This window comes from Ktedonospora formicarum, assembly GCF_016587355.1.
In the GTDB taxonomy this organism is placed as follows: Bacteria; Chloroflexota; Ktedonobacteria; order Ktedonobacterales; family Ktedonobacteraceae; genus Ktedonobacter; species Ktedonobacter formicarum.
Genome location: NZ_BNJF01000001.1, coordinates 19,379 through 35,416, shown reverse-complemented (window position 1 = coordinate 35,416; position 16,038 = coordinate 19,379). Strand labels below are relative to the sequence as shown.

Below are 16,038 nucleotides of genomic sequence, written 5' to 3'. Positions count from 1 at the left end.
TTATAGTGTCCCACATGTGCTTCAAGTTAGAGAACCTTGCTCAGTGTTGCTCTAGCTCCCGATATCTCGCTGAGGTACTCTTCTCAGGGGAGCACATTAGCGAGATATACATTGGTAAATCGCTCCCGCTGGTGTTCCAAGCGCGCCCGCGCTTTGCGCAGATGCTCGCGCCGAACTTGTAATTGCTGTGGAATCAAGCATCTTGCTTGAGCATATTGGAGTGCCTGAGCAATACTCTCAGAATGGGTAAGAACCTCACGCAGATCCTGCACACCTGCTCATCCAATTGAGAAGCAGGAATGAAATGGAAAGGACTTTTCTCGTCACGGTAGATGTAGCTTGCGTTGCCTGGATGGTAACTCTGCATTAGATATGCTCTCCTGAAACGTCATCCGAAGTGGTTTGTGGCAAGAAACACAACTCCTTGCTCTTAGGTGTAGGATGAAAGTGTAATATTCCGGCTCTACTCATTGTTTCTCTGTAGCTATGAAGCAAGCGATTGGTAGGTCGTCAGGGGTATGATACTCATGAGGAACATAAGCTTACATTTTCACCACCACAATGCGACTCCTTCTCTGCCGAGGTGGCGCTTACCTATTTGTGGGTATCTCCTCGGTTTTCTCCTCACGTGTTTCGCAGTGTATTTTGCCCTTCTTATCCCAAGTGTTCATTTTATGTGGGTCCCTCTATGCTTGGCATCTGTCATAGTGGGTTTTGTGTGGGGCGTGAGCCCTGCGCTCGTCACTTCTCTTGTTGGCTTACTTGCTTTTATCCTCATTGTCTTCCCTCAATTGGGCATACTGCGGATGAATTTTGTAACTGCAGTGAGGACACTTGGACCGTTCGTGGGCGCCCAAGTCATATTAGCAATCCTTGCAGGCCAGAACGTGGTGAAATATTGGCGTATGTATTCAGCAGAGCAAAAAGTGAGTACCTATGCTCAGGAACTCGCAACAGCTAACCGACATCTTGAGCAAATCAACCAGGAACTGGAGCGAGCGAATCATCTCAAGGATTATTTTATGATGCGTGCGGCTCATGAGTTACGTACTCCTCTCACCACCATACTAGGAGAAGCTCAATTGGCTTTGCGTCGCCTGCGCAAAACGAAATATAGAGAGGAAGAAGTTTTTCTCTCTATTCGGCATTTTGAGAAAGTTGAAGCGCGCGCACGAGTTTTACAGGCACTGATTGAAGATTTAATTGAGATTAGTCGTTTCCATACTGACGAGCAACGTTTGCAGTTCTCTCGCTGCGATTTTGGGAATCTTTGCCGTGAGGTTGTTGAGAACCAACGAATAGGCTCAAATCGCCAGATTGAGTTGCAGCTTCCTTGTGATCCTGTTGTTATTCAAGCCGATGACAAACGGCTTGCCCTGGTTGTGGTGAATCTGGTGGGCAATGCCGTTCATTATGCATTAGTAGACACGACGATCCATGTCTGCGTGGATATGACCCCTCATTATATGCTTTTCCAAGTGCATAATGAAGGTCCTGCTCTTTCCCAAGAGCAACAAGCCCATATTTTCGACCCGTTTTATCGGGCTTCTTGCGCTGAAGCCCAGTTTAGAGAAGGTTGGGGCTTGGGGCTCACAGTGAGTAAAGCAATTGTTGAGCGACATGGTGGACGAATATGGGTAAAATCCCTGGAGGGAGAAGGCACCACATTTTTTGTGCACATTCCTTTGCAAGCAGAGCCATAACCTCAGAACTTGTCCATGCGTCAGATACCACATGCATAAATGCCTGTTCTCACCCACCTCTAGAGATAGAGGTGAAGTGCAAGATGCCGCTCTCTTGAAATGTTTGCAAGGCGGGGGATGAGCATCCAATCGACAATTGTGAAGAGTGGTGAATAGCATGGTGAAACAGGCGTGAACGCGCGTGAGATGTGCGGTGAATGGATATTGTAGTGAGCGTTCGAGGAGGAGTCATGTGATGGAAGCAGGAACAATTTCAGAGGTACTGCAACAAGTGAACCAGGTGCATGAGGAAGGGGGAAGCCTGACGGAAGAGGTGAGGTGTGTCTTGTAAGAGGAGCCGCGTGGGATCGACGAGGGGAATCTTTGCTTGGATCTGGTAGCCTCCTGGTTTGGGAAAGCGTTGGTAGGGGCGCAGCGCCACTTTCTGTCAGAATTGAGAATGTGGAGACTTAAAGCTCCTCAACCATAATCTGCTGGTTATGATGCTGTTCTCATGAGCAGTTTCCGGATCGCAAGTCTTTCACAAAATACCGGTCGTTGTTCTGTGAGTGACATTGCCTTCCCGACGATGTAACGAGGGCGCAGATGGTCGCGTAATTCATCGAAGGCAGAGTAGAAGCGTGATGCTGATGTGAAGCTTCCAAACCTACACATTGAATAATATTGCTGTTTGATCCCACGATGATCTTGCTCCAAGCGATTATTGAGATATTTGTTGGTCCGATGGAGCACCTGGTTGCCCAGCGTTTCACGCACTGCTCGCGGGTAGGAGGCGTACCCATCCGTTGCCACTTGTTCTGGTGTATGGCCAACAACGGCGAGAGCCTGCTTGAAAAACTGTTGAGCTGCCTCCATATCCCGTTTCTCGTTCAGGCGCGAATTAACCAGATTGCCATCGGTATCAATGGCTCGATAGAGGTAGCACCATTTTCCTTTGACTTTCACATACGTTTCATCCACGTACCACGACCACTCTGCTTGCCCACGTAGTTTGGTTCGCAACTGCTCTGCAAGAAGTGGAGCAAACCGCGTTTCCCACTCCCGAACCGCCTCGTGAGTGAATTCCCAGTTGCTCTCCAGAAACATTTTGGCCAGATACCGCAGGCTCAACTTATACCGAAGCCGCCACAGGACAACCAGGAGAACAACATCAGTGGATATTCCAGAAAGTTGAACAGCGTTCCTGTGCGTTCGTTGAAGAGGCGCTTGTATGCAAGGCAACGGAGCATGTGATAGCCGAGCATGGTCTTCTGGGTTTGTTCGTTGGTGCTGGCTGAGGTGCAATGTGGGCAGTTCATGGATCACTTCTTCTCAGATGAGTTGTTGTTCTCAACATACCTTGTCAACAATTGCTAGGACAAGCCTTTCTCTGAATTCTGACAGAACCCGTGCATTGATCTGGTTGCAACTGAGAATAAATGCTTGACATATACGATACGTATCGGATATATTTAATCCATTATAATTATTAATACGATACGTATCGTATCGATGTTAAAAGCGAGATGAAGAAGCAATTCATCTGCTTGTTCAGAGAAAGGAATCTATCTCTATGGTGACAATGACTCAGGCACAGCGAAAAGCGGTTCTAATTACTGGTGCCGCCGGGGGGATTGGGACGGCGACGGCGCGTCAGCTTGATAATTTAGGCTTTCAGATCTTTGCAGGGGTAAGGAAATTTTCTGATGGTGAGAGGCTTCAACGAGAAATTTCTGCCCAAATCACTCCTGTGGAACTCGACATTACTGACGAAGCTTCCATTATTCAAGCCGTAGAAACTATCTCCGAGGCTGTTGGGGAGAAAGGACTATATGGACTGGTGAATAATGCTGGGATGATTGTTGAAGGACCCATTGAATTGGTTCCAATTAAGGAGGTGCGCAAACAATTCGACGTGAATGTGATTGGACATATTGCGGTTACACAAGTGTTTTTGCCTCTGTTACGCAAAGCTCAAGGGCATATCGTCAATATTAGTGCTCCAACAGGGCAAGTGGCTTTTCCCTACCTAGGGGTGCTTTCTGCCTCTAAAGCCGCGTTAGAGTTTATGACTGATGCGCTGCGTAGCGAACTTCGTCCTTTTAAGATATCGGTCTCTATTGTTGAACCAGGGGCGATGCGAACAGAGATCTTTAAGAAGTCCGCTGTTAGCGCACAACAGTTTAGGCAGGGATTGCCTGGAGAACTTCTCAAGCTGTATGCGCCAGCACTAGACGCAGTAGCGAAAGCTTCCGCGAATCAATACATGGATTCTCCTGATGTGGTAGGAACGAGCATTGCTCACGCGTTGATTTCTCGCCATCCGAAGACGCGCTACCTTGCTGGGCGTGGTACTGGAATGATAAGTTTGCTGCGTTTGTTGCCGGACCGTATGCGTGATGGGCTATTGCTGAGAGCATTGGGCGTAGCAACCAATTAGTTCTCGCTCAGTTGCAAGAGCGCGAACCAGCAGACTCTCATACTACGATATACCTATTGCTGAAAAGAGAATCAACTATGAAACCTCCCACACAACAAATAATCCTGATTACCGGATCAACAGATGGCCTTGGGAAACAGACAGCTATTGCGCTGGCTAGACAAGGCGCAACCTTGTTGTTGCATGGCAGAGATCCGCAACGGCTTGAGAGGACAAGAAGAGAAATACAAAATCTCACAGGAAATACATCGTTAGAACCCTATCTGGCCGATCTGGCTGATTTGGTTGAGATTCGTCAATTAGCTGAGCAAGTATAAGTGCGGCATCGACAGTTAGATATGCTCATTAACAATGCTGGAGTGGGAGGGGGGAAATTTATTGGTGGGAAGAGAGAACTCAGCCGAGATGGATATGAGCTTCGGTTCGCGGTCAACTATCTTGCTCCCTTCTTACTTACACACCTGCTTTTGCCTGCACTGCGTATGAGTCAGCCTTCGCGTATCATTCACATTGGATCAGTTGGGCAGAGCGCGCTGGATTTTGACGACCTTATGCTTGAGCGCCGCTATAATGGTCTCGATGCCTATCGACGTAGTAAACTCGCTCTGATGATGTTTACCCTTGATCTGGCTGATCTGTTGAAAGGTGAGCATATTACTGTCAATTGCGTACATCCGGCCTCGCTTATGAACACCAAAATGGTTCGTGAGTCGATACCTTTTACTCAAAGTACAGTTGAAGAAGGGCTTCGCTCTGTTATGCACTTGGCAACTTCGCCAACATTAGACACGGTTACTGGCCAATACTTCGATCAGTTACAGCAAGCGCGAGCACATCCCCAAGCTTATGATCCGACTGCACGCCGCAGTCTCCGCCAGATCAGCGAACAATTGACTGGATTGGGAAGTACATTCGCTTCGCAGGGTGACTGAATCCTTTCCCTGTCTGAAGTGTACCATGCTGAGCAGTTCTTACGTTTTACGGGGAGCTAGCTCTCTCACTATGTATTCACCATTTTCTTAATATCCATGTCAGCGCTTCCCGCTTAAGAGATATGCGAGATGAGAATACAATACTCTAAGGGGATACAGAGAGGCACTCCACTTTGTGGCGAGTACCTCTCTGTATTGCTGACTTCTCGATGTGGTCCCGTTACATAAGCTGTCAGCTTGTCAGCTTAGGGTGCCCCACAACTTTTTGTATTAAGAAGTCCAATTACGTTATAATGGAGTACATCTTGTGAATCCCAACATTCAGAGATTCATAAAAGAGGGTTGCCTCCTCATGTATGGCCTGGATGTGCTCATGCAGCGGGAGCACCACAGATTCACTGGTTCTCATTCCACACATTCTTTTATTTTCATATCAAGATGCATGCATTCTATCGAGGAATGCCCAGATGCCATCTGTCATTAGCGGATGAGATTTTTCTTATCGGCAAAGTACCACTAAACATTCACGGCAAGAAGAAAGAGTATCCCGCAAGCAAGGCTCACACCGCCAAGTATCACAAGAGCAAAGAGGACAATCCTCTCCCAAAGGGGAGAAGCGCTGCTCTCTCCGTTCCTTCGGCTTTTGCGAGATTGTATACCTCGGAGCCTTCCTCGTTTCTGCCACGATCTGATACAGACTATAATGCCTCCGATAATGCCCACAAAATAGGCGGCATTGTGTGCCCATAAATCGGCTAAGAAGGTGTTATGTTTTGCCTCTGGTACTAATGTGGCCAGTAACCCAACGAGGTAGACCGCACCATTTTGAGCCAGAGCGTACCCTGTCACACCTGCCACGAATGCAATAATTCCCGTGATCGCGAGCAGCACGAGCACCGGCCATAGCAGATTACGAGCCGTGAGCGGAGGTCTACTACGACCAACTTGTGCGCTTATCATCAACGCCATACCCAGGAAGAGCCCAACCCACCACGTTGCGATCACCCCCCATTCAAAGGCGAGCAGCGTCGGATCTTGTAGACCCCAATAATCGTAGTGACCAATCGTAAAATATTCAACACAGATATGGGCGGTCATCTGATCCTGAAGAACGCCATAGATCACGGTTCCACCAATCGCCAGTAATACAATCTGCACGCGTGAATTAATGGAGCGTACAGGTCGATCAACGTTCGCTACTGGCTGTTGCTCTGAGGGGGGCATACTCACATCTCCTCACAGGTCAATCCTGCCTGCTTGCATAAAATGTAATATTTTCTGTTTTTCTAGCCCATTACTCTAAATGCAATTCTCTCTGCCAATGGGAAAATAGAATCAAAATACCCTAATTTGCAAACAACCCTATGGCTCAATCTTTGTGAGCACTGCTCTATTGCTCGTTTGTTGACTTGGGGATTTGCTTCTCATCCCAAGTAGATATCTTGAACAATTTGAGCTCAGATTACTACTATTTGATGAGTATCGAATGAAAAAAATCTTGCTAACAAACTACCGCTTTTGTCATTATTTGATAATAGTTGTAATTAATTGTCTAATATTGCAGTTAAGACCTCAAAAGGTAATAAATCAAGTATAGAAGGAATGGGATGCTTTGACTAGGACAGAAACCGGTCACCTCCCGGTCAGTTTGCATAAAAGAGGCGATTTTCCCATTTTCCCATTTTCGTTAGATGATCAGGGAATGGTGACATCCGCAGAGATGCGTGGGTCAAGGAAGGTGCAGAGCTCATCGATATGGGCGATATGAGACGCTATTGTGTGAGTTGGCGCTTGACGCGGGTCTGGAGCCGTCGCGTTGATGGGTTTGGTGAGATCTGTGTGGTGGTGGGAAAATTTTTGCAAAAGTTGTGAGCCTGGTACGTAAAAAGCGATGTGTGGGAGGATCATCTACAGCTTCTCCAGGCGTGTGTGTGTCACTGGCAGGAGAGGGCAGGGGGAGTAGAACAGGAGGAGGAGGCATGTTCTGTGCGTTTCTCGTGCGTTTTGAAATGCACAAGAAACGCCTGGTCTTGCCGTGTGGTGCCAGGTGGCCGGGGTGTGAATCCTGCAATGCCTCTTGCTCGGTTCTGCCTGGATGATGGGACGCCCTGCATGGCAGTGATAAGGAGTGTTGCCACCTGCTTGTGAGAAAAAAATTTTGTGAAATGTTGTGAGCCAGGTGCGTAAGAGGCTGGGCAGCGCGTGAGTTGTGGCTGCCCAGCCTGGTGCGTGTGATGTTTCGGTAGGAGTTGGAGCAACCCGGGGAAGATCTGCGTCAAGGAGCGCCGGCGTGTTCGTTCTCTGATCCTCTCGTATGCTCGCAGCCGCGTTAGAAGCCCTGAGGGGTGAAGGGGAAGGGGGGAGAGTCGTTGAGGAGGCCGAGGCTGATGGTGTATGTATGAGCGTCTTCGCACCAGCGAGAGCGCACATAGGGTCCCAACTGCACGATATGGAAGATCATCTTGTGATACTGGCGCGGGAGGTCGGTAGGTGAGACGCCCTGCAGGAGCAGGGAGACGGAGGGCCTGGGCCAGGGCTTTGAGAAAAGCATGGAGTTCGGGCGTGACGCGTACATTTTGCTACGAAGTCACCGACGTCGTCGCATATGCTTCACGGATGCTGATGGTCAACGAAGCTGGTAGGCATCATTGGTGTTTCAAGAAACACTGAGAGAGTGCGCTCTCTGTGAGGGTGTTACTCGTTAGACGAGACGAGCGTGAGAAGAAGAGTGGATGCTCAAGAGGCCTGTTTGGAACTCGTGAATGTGAGCGATTGGTGCAGCATGTGAGTGGGGAGAAGCGAGGGCGTCGCAGCTTGAGGGATCAGTGCGTTCTTTCGACCTGGAGCCAGAACGTTACTCATCACCCTTGTGGCTGCTGTATCTGTTCGCTGGTAGAGAGTGTGTAGAAGGGTAAAGAGGAAGGAGAAAGATGGAACAGAGCAGCTTGTGTGTTTCTGCAACCCTGCCTCCATTAGCGAGAGGATGCCTATCAGCATGGAGGGAGGGGGGGCGTCAGAAGAAAACGTTCATCAGAACTACTTCTGCCACCAGGAAATACGCATCTATCCTCCTTATTAGTAGTATTCTCTGGGCGCTCTTCTTCGTGAGCACCTGTACAGTAGTGTTTGCCGCTTCGAGTCCAGCACCAGGAAACAAGGAGGCTCCTATGAAACTCATCAGTCCTGCCTTTCAACATGGTCAACTGATTCCAGTTCAGTATACCTGTGATGGAGCGAATCACCGCCCTCCTCTTACTATTTCCGATGTGCCAAAGGAAGCACGAAGCCTGACTCTGGTGGTTGAAGATCCAGATGCACCGTCAAAAGTGTTTACACATTGGCTCCTGTATGATCTTCCCCCTTCAACGCAGCACATCCTGGAACAGGAGGCCCTTCTCGATGGTGTTGAGGGCGTCAACGATTTTGGTACCCGTGGCTATAAAGGACCATGCCCGCCTTCTGGCACGCATCGCTATGTCTTTCGGCTCTTTGCCCTCGATACACAGTTAGCATTACCACAAGGTGCTAGAAAAGAGGATGTATTGGCGAAATTGAAGGATCACGTGCTTGCAACAGCTGAATTAGTGGGAACATATGCGAGAAAGCATACAACGTGAAGAGATTTTCTTCATCTCTCCTGCTGCTGTTTCTAGCTTCTGCAGAGCGCTTCTTGAAGGCCTCAGAATTGAGCAACACATCCTCTTCTCTGCCCATGCATTCCAAAACTACACCACATCTTCTCCAGTGAAAAGCACAGTCAACAGCTTGTTCTGAAAAGTAGTTGCCAACACCGCCTGTATGGCGGCTAGCTTCGCCGCTACATGGTTCCGCTTCAGGCTGAGTTTGTGTTGCGCGACGTCTGCGTATCTCAGGCGGCTGCACTCAGGCAAATGAATGGCATGATGGTGAATACGAGTGTGAGGTTGAGAGAGGACCATCATATGGGCGATGGTATGGTAATGCACCTTGACTGGTGTTTTTGGAGCAGAAAGCATGGGATACGAGGCATGAGAGTGCTTAAGTGCTTGGGTATGCAGGTTGATGTTGGCATCTATAACTCTGTATGCTGACGCTTCGTAGAGAGAGGGGAAAGAAGAAGAGTAAATCATCGAGGAAGTATGCGAAAGGAAAGGGTGAGCCAGCTAAAGGACCAGATAACAAAGATTACACCGGTGGAGTGGCCGTTATTGGCACTTTCGTATAGCCGCCATTTTGCATGCTATTTTTGCTGACGTTACTTCTCACAATCCAGCAGGATCTTCTGGTTCAGTGGGGCAAGATAGAGCGTGAAAGCAAAATAACCATTCATTAACTGACGTGGTCAACTGCCATTGTTGATCTTCCATCCTCTCAAGTATTGGCGATGAAGGTGGAAGTTGCGTATGCTAACTATTTCCGTCCCTACCGGATCGCGTTTAACACGCCACCAGAGCAATTTCAGGCCAATGAAAGAACTATGGAGGCGATCCTCCAAACCTTCCGAGAGCAGCAGTCGTAGGGAAGTCGGGAACGACAAGAAATCTTTCCTAAGGCTGCCATTTCTGCCTGATAACTTAATGGAGTTCCCGAATGCCGAAAGATTTCACCGTTCTCATGAATCCATGGTTCGCGCTCCTGGAGGGATGCCAATGGTTGCACTGACACCACATTTATCCGGACAAATGACCAACATTTTCTTGCTATGGGTCATTTGCCCCACACAGTCTTCACCTTGATGAAGTATATTTTCCCTATCCATGAGATTCCTATTCCTCAAAAAACGCTAAAACCTGGAGAAAAAGTATGTTTCAACGCATTCCCAAATTGTCCTGGTTCGTCACGTTTCTGATTGCTGTCATGCTGGGATCTGGTTTGGTGTCTGGCTCGCTCAGGGCAACTGGGTCTTTTTCGGTGTTCTTTTTGGCTGGATGGCCTTTTCGTGGGGGCTGTACCTGTTTATTACCGGAGGAGGCTTCTCCAACAGTGATCTAAATAATTGGTCCCAATGGCTAGGAACGCTTGGTTATATCCGATGGTGATGCTGGGATACAGCGCCTGCGCTTATTGGTTCGCACGCCAAACAAGATATATGCGCGATGGTTTGGTTATAGTGGTAATAGCGGCATTTGTCAGTGCGCTGGTGACCATTCCAGTGACCGTAATTGCCACGAGCATCATCGATCATATGAGTATGGGGTTCTTTCATCTCTTCCTTGGTTATTTGCCAGTCTTGTAGATGCATGTAGTTATTCTGATCCACTTGCTTATCGCGGCTGCGCTGGGATCACGGACTATGAAGTGGTTCATGAATGCGCCAGAAGGAGGGAATCTTCCAGGAAGCTTGTATTCGGGTGAGATCTCGGCGTTTTCAGGATGGGTGGTGACGAAAGAGTAGATCTATGACTGTTGGTTTGATTGGTATGAAGGAGGGTATACGCTGGGACATGAAGATGGCTTTTGGGAAGAGACCTCGTTAGAAGCACTCAGAAATCATGAGGGTCTCTGCAAAGCGATTGAGGAAGCGCAAGCCCGATTGGGACAAGGACAAGAGAAGGGGATGATCATGGTGAGTGAGAAAACAGCGGAGATGATCGTGGGGAAGTAAAAGGATGTACGTTTTGCCCTTTCTGAAAAAGGAGAGTGAAAGTTATCTTATTGATTTAGCAATACGCATGTATGATAAGAATTGGACAAATGCAAGGAGTGCGCAAAGGAGACGGCTTAGGGCAAGCGACATTTATTGCAGAATTATTCGGAGTGACCATTTAAAACACAGCAGCACAATGGTGAAGCCCCGAAGCCCCATCCTTTGTGTTCCCCTCTCCATTTTTGCAACACAGCCCTCATCTGCGTCTCTGTCCCAACCCTCCAGCTCACGACAGTTGCGATGGGGCGCCAACATTTCACCGCAAATGGCGCCATCTATCAAGACCTCACTCAAAAAGAGTATAATAAGCGTTTAGGTGTCCAGATTTGTTTGTCCAGGAAGGGCTGTCTGGGCACGGACAATCTCTTGAGAGGTTTTCTTATGATCATGCGTGTGGGTCAGGACATTGGTAATTATCGTCTCCTGGCCGAGATTTCACATGGCGAGTCTGCTATTATCTATCAGGCTGTTCACCGTATTTTAACCACCCGTCTCGTTGCACTTAAAGTCCTCTATACAGCCCATTTCTCTGTTGAAAGCGATCAGGAGGATTTCTTTCGCGAAGCCTATGTACTAGCGAAGTTAGAGCATCCCCATATTCTTCCGCTGATTGATGCGAATATCTATGCGGGACTTCCATACATCATTACGGAATTTGCTGCACATGGCTCCCTTCGGAGCAAACTCAATCGCCGGCCAGCTTCTTCATGGTCGATGGACGAAACACTTGTCGTGCTCAGGCAAGTTGGTGAGGCATTGCACTTTGCGCATCAACAGAATATTGTGCATAGTGATATCAAACCTGAAAACATCCTCTTCCGGACAGAGAAGCAAACGGTTCTGGCCGATTTTGATATTGCCAGAGTGTTAAGCAGAGGAAATGCGGCAGTACAAAGCCTGGGAGGAACCTTTGCCTATATGGCTCCAGAACAATTTCACGGAAAAGTACGCAAGGAAAGCGATCAGTACGCGCTGGGTTGTCTCACCTATGAGTTGCTTACAGGAAGACGCCCCTATCGCGGAGAGGATCAGAGTACATGGATGCACGCCCATCTGTATGAGCGACCTCTTGCTCCCACGCAGGTTCATGCGAGCCTATCCCCTCAGGTGGATGAAATCATTTTCAAAGCGATCGCGAAAAAATACTCTGACCGCTATAAGGATATCCCCAGCTTTTTGGAAGCACTCACCACTGCATTACAGTCCAGGAGACCCTCCCTGCAGGCGCCTTTTATCTTGAAAGATCCAATGAGTAGAGGAGAGAGAGATTCTGCAATTTATAATGAAAAGACCGAGATTGTGACGCCAGAAGATGAAGGGCCAATTCCAGCAGCCTCCCGCAAACGTCGAACAACGAAGGCGACGACTACAGAGAAGGCAGGTTCTTCCAAAGCAGTCAGAACAGCATCTGTAAAAGCGAAAGTTATTCGGGAAGTGGAGAGGAAGAAGGCTGATCCAACAGAAGAGAAAAAGCCTACCAGGAAATCGGCAAGCCTGGCAAAGACAACTCAGAAAAATTCAGATACAGTTAAGGCAGAAATGCTTCCGCCAGAGAAAAAAGCAATAAGAAAAAAAGATCCGGCATCGAAGTCCAGGAAAACCTCTGTGGGAGAGAAGCAAACAAAGGCTACCGCTGGCAGGGTGAGTGCCACGAAGAAGCCTGGCAGCACACGCGCGAAGTCTCAAGCGGAAAGAATGGGAAAAAAACGTAAAAACCTCGCGCAACGCGAAACACTACAGAAGCCATAAAATTTGTCAAGTCTTTACGAGAAAATGTCTTGAACAGACTGATCAAGAAAAGGTCTGGAAGTTCTCACGAAGACAGCATAGCTTTGCTGACCTCTGGACAGGGTCCAGAGGTGATCTGCCCCCCACATCAATTGGGGTGGGGAGGCCAGCAGTGAGCTAGCCGCGCGGCTAGCTCACTGCTGGCCTGGCGACTTTGCTCGCATCATAGTCCTCTTGCGTTTGAATGAGATGGGCAGCAACGATCAACAACTTGCGCATCAGCGCCACCACGGCCATGCCCTTTTTCATGCCACGGTCCACCAAACGACGATAGTAGACGCCAAAGGGAGAGGTGGGCAAGCGAATACTGCGCAAAGCCGCCAAATACAAGATACGGCGAAGATGACCGCTGCCCCGCTTGGACAATTTGGTCTGGCCTTTCCATTTCCCACTTTGCCTGACCTGCAGATCCATGCCCGCATAGGCCACGACTTGATCCATCCGAGCAAATCGATCCAAGTCGCCCAACTCTGCTCGCAAAACAGCCACTGTCATTGGCCCCAGTTCAGGGATTGAAAGCACCCCTTTGGCTTTCGGATCGTGGTCAAGCAAGCGTTCAATCTCCTGCTGTAAGAGCTTGAGGTACAAGAGCGCATCCAGGCTCATGTGGACCGTCAGCGCGCCCATCGGCTGGGCATCCACGCCAGGGCATTCCCCTCCATCCTCATGCTTGCCCTGAGCATCTACCTGCTGATCGCGACTCCCATGCTCCCCTTCCCCGGCTGTGGAACGCTCACCGCGTCATGGTTGGATGATGACACCCCAGAAGGAACTCGTGAAAGTTGTCTTGCCCAAGACCTTCGAGCATCTGCCGCGCCACTAGGTAGTCGAACGGACTTGCGCTTGGCTCACCTTTTGCCGCCAATGGGTGAAGGATGACGAATTCTTCTCAGAAAGTAGCGCATGTTGGATCTCTGTTTCCCAGATTCGCATGTTTCTGCGTCGCCTTGCACGAGCCCCTTCATGATTACTTCCGCATGTGGCGACGGGCCGGAATGCGCGGACCAAGTGCTCGTGACACTGCGGATGCAGGTGAGGGTGAAGCAAGGGCGTGATCCACAGCCAAGTGCCGCAGTGATCGATAGCCAATCGATCAAAACCAGTGCGGTTCGTGGGTCTGAGAAGGGCTTTGATATGGGAAAAAAACATATGGCCGCAAGCGTCATGCACTTGTAGATAGTCAGGGGCATCTGCTCGCCGTGAAAGTCACCGCTGCGAGCCGCTCTGACCAAGAGGGTGGCAAAGCCTTGCTCTTGCCTTTGAGAGAGCAATTCCCAAGAATGAAGCTCCTGTGGGGCGATAGTCATTATGGAGGAACGTTTGTGCGCTGGCTCAACTACGGCATTGGGTGGACGATGCAGACGGTGAAGGCGCTCACGGTGGCCAAACGCGGTTTACTTGTGCCTGAAGGCGAAGACATTGATTGGGACAAGCTCTTTCCCTCCGGCTTCCACCCACTTCCCAGACGATGGGTCATTGAGCGCAGTTTTTCGTGGATGGTGCGTTGGCAGCGTCTCTGCCGTGACCACGAGGGCTTACCAGAGACGAGCGAGGCGTTCATCAAGCTCTCGGCCAGCTATCGCATGTTGACCAAGCTCGCTCCCAGGTTCCCATCATGATGGGAGTAAGACACTATCTGACAGAGCCTCTCGCAAATATGCTAGGTTATAGGCTCCCTAAGCTATTTCATCCTGGTTGCCGTTGAAGAGGGAAGAATCGCGGTCGAGCGATTGTAACCTGATGGCAAATATCAAGCAACTTTTCGACTAGGAGGTTGCTAAAGGAAGAATCGCGGTCGAGCGATTGAAATCGGGTGCGACACGCAATCAGTTTCCAGGTAGGAAGGACCTCCTATGGACCTACGATATGCCAAACAAATTGCATAGGCTAGTTCACGGTGAGTAGGACTGGAGCGCCACTCACATCAAGAAATGCGATTTGTGTCTCGCGCTCTCCTAGGTAGAGGAAGGTGCATAGTACATATTATAGGCGCTATGAGAGTCTCTTGTGTGAGTTGGCGCTTGATGCGAGTCTGGAGTCGTCGCGTTGATGCGTGTGAGACCTGTGTGGTTGTGAGCCTGGTGCATAAAAGGAGAGGGAGCGGGTGAGAGGCGACTAATTCTCCTGGCGCGTCTGATTCTCCTGCTCCAGGTGGTGTAACCTGGAGAGGATCTGCTGGAAGGATCGCGTCATCGAGGGATGATTTGCTTGGCTGGCGCGCTCGTCCAGGCACATAGACGTACCGATCAGCGCTCTGAACATCTATGTGCCTGAAGTATCTTAGTGTTCTTCTAGCATTTCTTGGAGACAGAGTTCGCCCTGGAGGGGGCGGACCCAGAGGAGGCGTGGATCCTCTGGCATTTCTGTGCCATCGCCCAGCCCAAGCAGGTCCAGCCGATCATCAAGCTGACTCACGGTGACCCAGTCTGGGAAGAGACGCGTGGTGGTCTCCTCCAGGAGGACCTGCCCCGGATCTCGATAGTCGCGATGATCTCACATTGTTCAGTGAAGTGTGCTGCCGCCTCGCGTAGATACACGCTGCATGCCACGCAGCGGTAATCTTGTCACCCTAATAAGCAAAAAACCGATGATGCAAGACCAGAATCCAAGCCCACTTCCATTGATCAAGATGCTACGCCACCACCCTAAGCTGCTAGCATAATTAAGCCATAAAAGGATGAAAATGATTCCCATCCAAAGAAGGCCTATTTGGCCGATATTGTTGTGCAATCGATGAGGAGAAATCCTTTGACGACGCCACAATGTCCAAATTTCTCCTCCTACCTCAAAAATAATAAGAGCAGCAAGGAGCCAAAAAGGAAGAGTCACAAGGAATGCTCCGAGTTTAGGGCTGGGTTGAGTGACGAAGGGATAGGTCATGAGTTTCCACGCAGAGGGGCCTTCTAAAAGATTCCCGTGAGTATGAAAAGGAAGAATGTACAAGGGGAAAAAGAAAAAGCCAATCAGAAGGAGAAGGTTGCCGAGAAAAAGGAGGGCAATGTTTGTTCTCTTGTTCATGATATCTCCTCAGTGGTGCATCTGCCAAGCTATGGTACAAGAGAAACATACCAGATGGAGAGCGCTTTTCCCAGGGACAAATGTACAAGCGATCACTCTTCGCGCTGATCATCCTGGAGGTGTGTCTCTGTTCTTCTAGGCATCTGTATCAGCACTTCCCCGGTTGCTTTTCTTTTAGGGATGCTGGGTGAGCCAAGGGAGCCAGACGTGTTCTGTATCCTCACGTCGAGAGCGGTTGTGCCCAGAGCGGATGTCGACCTGAGACTGTGTTTGGGAATTGCGGTAAGGGTTATAATCAGATAAACGAGAAAGTATGAGTACAACATATCTGAGAAACCTCTTGGATGTATGGTGAGAGCGCTTGCAACAGTTTCTCCCTAAGCTTGCATGAGGCAGGCTATGGATGTATCATCCACCAACCTTATTGACGTGATTTTTTCTATCTTGCGCATGGGTTGGAAGGAAACCATTTGAGATAGATCATCTGTTACACGCAATTCACCAGATACTCTTTTTCTCATTCCACAAATGGCAAAAGAATAGAGCACTCTT

At 49.2% G+C, this 16,038-nt stretch carries 12 protein-coding genes and 2 pseudogenes; 9 read left to right on the top strand and 5 right to left on the bottom strand.

Annotation, left to right across the window (positions count from 1 at the left end; translation table 11 throughout):
* Positions 1 to 638: 638 nt before the first annotated feature.
* A complete protein-coding gene (locus K3T82_RS00160) occupies positions 639 to 1,703 on the top strand; it encodes a sensor histidine kinase (protein ID WP_220191492.1) in 1,065 nt (354 codons plus the stop codon).
* A gap of 477 nt (positions 1,704 to 2,180) precedes the next feature.
* Here K3T82_RS00160 and K3T82_RS00155 read toward each other — a convergent pair.
* Positions 2,181 to 3,001, bottom strand: a pseudogene (locus K3T82_RS00155) (IS6 family transposase).
* A gap of 254 nt (positions 3,002 to 3,255) precedes the next feature.
* Between K3T82_RS00155 and K3T82_RS00150 the strand changes: the two are divergent.
* Together K3T82_RS00150 and K3T82_RS00140 are read left to right on the top strand one after the other, a co-directional pair.
* Complete coding sequence (locus K3T82_RS00150) at positions 3,256 to 4,122, top strand: SDR family oxidoreductase (protein WP_220191491.1); 867 nt, start codon at positions 3,256 to 3,258, stop codon at positions 4,120 to 4,122.
* Positions 4,123 to 4,199: 77 nt separating this feature from the next.
* Positions 4,200 to 5,054 (top strand): annotated as a pseudogene (locus tag K3T82_RS00140) (SDR family NAD(P)-dependent oxidoreductase).
* A gap of 516 nt (positions 5,055 to 5,570) precedes the next feature.
* On the opposite strand, the gene K3T82_RS00135 reads toward K3T82_RS00140, so the two are convergent.
* Entirely contained in the window at positions 5,571 to 6,278 is a 708-nt protein-coding gene (locus K3T82_RS00135) for a hypothetical protein (RefSeq protein ID WP_220191488.1), read from the bottom strand.
* A 1,943-nt stretch (positions 6,279 to 8,221) separates the two neighbouring features.
* Between K3T82_RS00135 and K3T82_RS00130 the strand changes: the two genes are divergently transcribed.
* From K3T82_RS00130 to K3T82_RS00125, 3 genes are all read left to right on the top strand, one after another.
* The gene (locus tag K3T82_RS00130) at positions 8,222 to 8,671 is read left to right on the top strand and encodes a YbhB/YbcL family Raf kinase inhibitor-like protein (protein ID WP_236030886.1); all 450 of its coding nucleotides are present in this window, start codon (positions 8,222 to 8,224) and stop codon (positions 8,669 to 8,671) included.
* A gap of 746 nt (positions 8,672 to 9,417) precedes the next feature.
* A complete protein-coding gene (locus tag K3T82_RS48885) occupies positions 9,418 to 9,552 on the top strand; it encodes a hypothetical protein (RefSeq protein ID WP_268886602.1) in 135 nt (44 codons plus the stop codon).
* A gap of 1,368 nt (positions 9,553 to 10,920) precedes the next feature.
* Entirely contained in the window at positions 10,921 to 12,429 is a 1,509-nt protein-coding gene (locus tag K3T82_RS00125; protein ID WP_307810674.1) for a serine/threonine protein kinase, read from the top strand.
* Between the two features lie 168 nt (positions 12,430 to 12,597).
* On the opposite strand, the gene K3T82_RS00120 is transcribed toward K3T82_RS00125, so the two are convergent.
* The gene (locus K3T82_RS00120; RefSeq protein ID WP_220191485.1) at positions 12,598 to 13,110 is read right to left on the bottom strand and encodes a transposase; all 513 of its coding nucleotides are present in this window, start codon (positions 13,108 to 13,110) and stop codon (positions 12,598 to 12,600) included.
* A 24-nt stretch (positions 13,111 to 13,134) separates the two neighbouring features.
* Between K3T82_RS00120 and K3T82_RS00115 the strand changes: the two genes are divergently transcribed.
* The 3 genes from K3T82_RS00115 to K3T82_RS00105 all read left to right on the top strand — a co-directional run bounded on the left by K3T82_RS00115 (position 13,135) and on the right by K3T82_RS00105 (position 14,087).
* Positions 13,135 to 13,347: a hypothetical protein gene (locus K3T82_RS00115; RefSeq protein ID WP_220191484.1), complete on the top strand. Its 213-nt coding sequence runs from the start codon at positions 13,135 to 13,137 to the stop codon at positions 13,345 to 13,347.
* A gap of 84 nt (positions 13,348 to 13,431) precedes the next feature.
* Complete coding sequence (locus tag K3T82_RS00110; RefSeq protein ID WP_220191483.1) at positions 13,432 to 13,644, top strand: hypothetical protein; 213 nt, start codon at positions 13,432 to 13,434, stop codon at positions 13,642 to 13,644.
* A gap of 14 nt (positions 13,645 to 13,658) precedes the next feature.
* The gene (locus K3T82_RS00105; protein ID WP_236031205.1) at positions 13,659 to 14,087 is read left to right on the top strand and encodes a transposase; all 429 of its coding nucleotides are present in this window, start codon (positions 13,659 to 13,661) and stop codon (positions 14,085 to 14,087) included.
* A 661-nt stretch (positions 14,088 to 14,748) separates the two neighbouring features.
* Here the strand turns inward: K3T82_RS00105 and K3T82_RS48880 are convergent.
* Positions 14,749 to 14,883 (bottom strand): hypothetical protein, encoded by a 135-nt coding sequence (locus tag K3T82_RS48880; RefSeq protein WP_268886601.1) that lies wholly within the window; start codon positions 14,881 to 14,883, stop codon positions 14,749 to 14,751.
* An 87-nt stretch (positions 14,884 to 14,970) separates the two neighbouring features.
* Positions 14,971 to 15,486 (bottom strand): hypothetical protein, encoded by a 516-nt coding sequence (locus K3T82_RS00100; protein WP_220191482.1) that lies wholly within the window; start codon positions 15,484 to 15,486, stop codon positions 14,971 to 14,973.
* Positions 15,487 to 16,038 lie beyond the last annotated feature (552 nt).

What these genes read in the sequence shown, in the direction of transcription:
- K3T82_RS00150 (WP_220191491.1), top strand. Translation starts at nt 3,256, where the DNA reads ATGGTGACAATGACTCAGGCACAGCGAAAAGCGGTTCTAATTACTGGT.
- K3T82_RS00135 (WP_220191488.1), bottom strand. Translation starts at nt 6,278, where the DNA reads ATGCCCCCCTCAGAGCAACAGCCAGTAGCGAACGTTGATCGACCTGTA.
- K3T82_RS00130 (WP_236030886.1), top strand. Translation starts at nt 8,222, where the DNA reads ATGAAACTCATCAGTCCTGCCTTTCAACATGGTCAACTGATTCCAGTT.
- K3T82_RS48885 (WP_268886602.1), top strand. Translation starts at nt 9,418, where the DNA reads ATGAAGGTGGAAGTTGCGTATGCTAACTATTTCCGTCCCTACCGGATC.
- K3T82_RS00125 (WP_307810674.1), top strand. Translation starts at nt 10,921, where the DNA reads ATGGGGCGCCAACATTTCACCGCAAATGGCGCCATCTATCAAGACCTC.
- K3T82_RS00115 (WP_220191484.1), top strand. Translation starts at nt 13,135, where the DNA reads ATGCTTGCCCTGAGCATCTACCTGCTGATCGCGACTCCCATGCTCCCC.
- K3T82_RS00110 (WP_220191483.1), top strand. Translation starts at nt 13,432, where the DNA reads ATGATTACTTCCGCATGTGGCGACGGGCCGGAATGCGCGGACCAAGTG.
- K3T82_RS00100 (WP_220191482.1), bottom strand. Translation starts at nt 15,486, where the DNA reads ATGAACAAGAGAACAAACATTGCCCTCCTTTTTCTCGGCAACCTTCTC.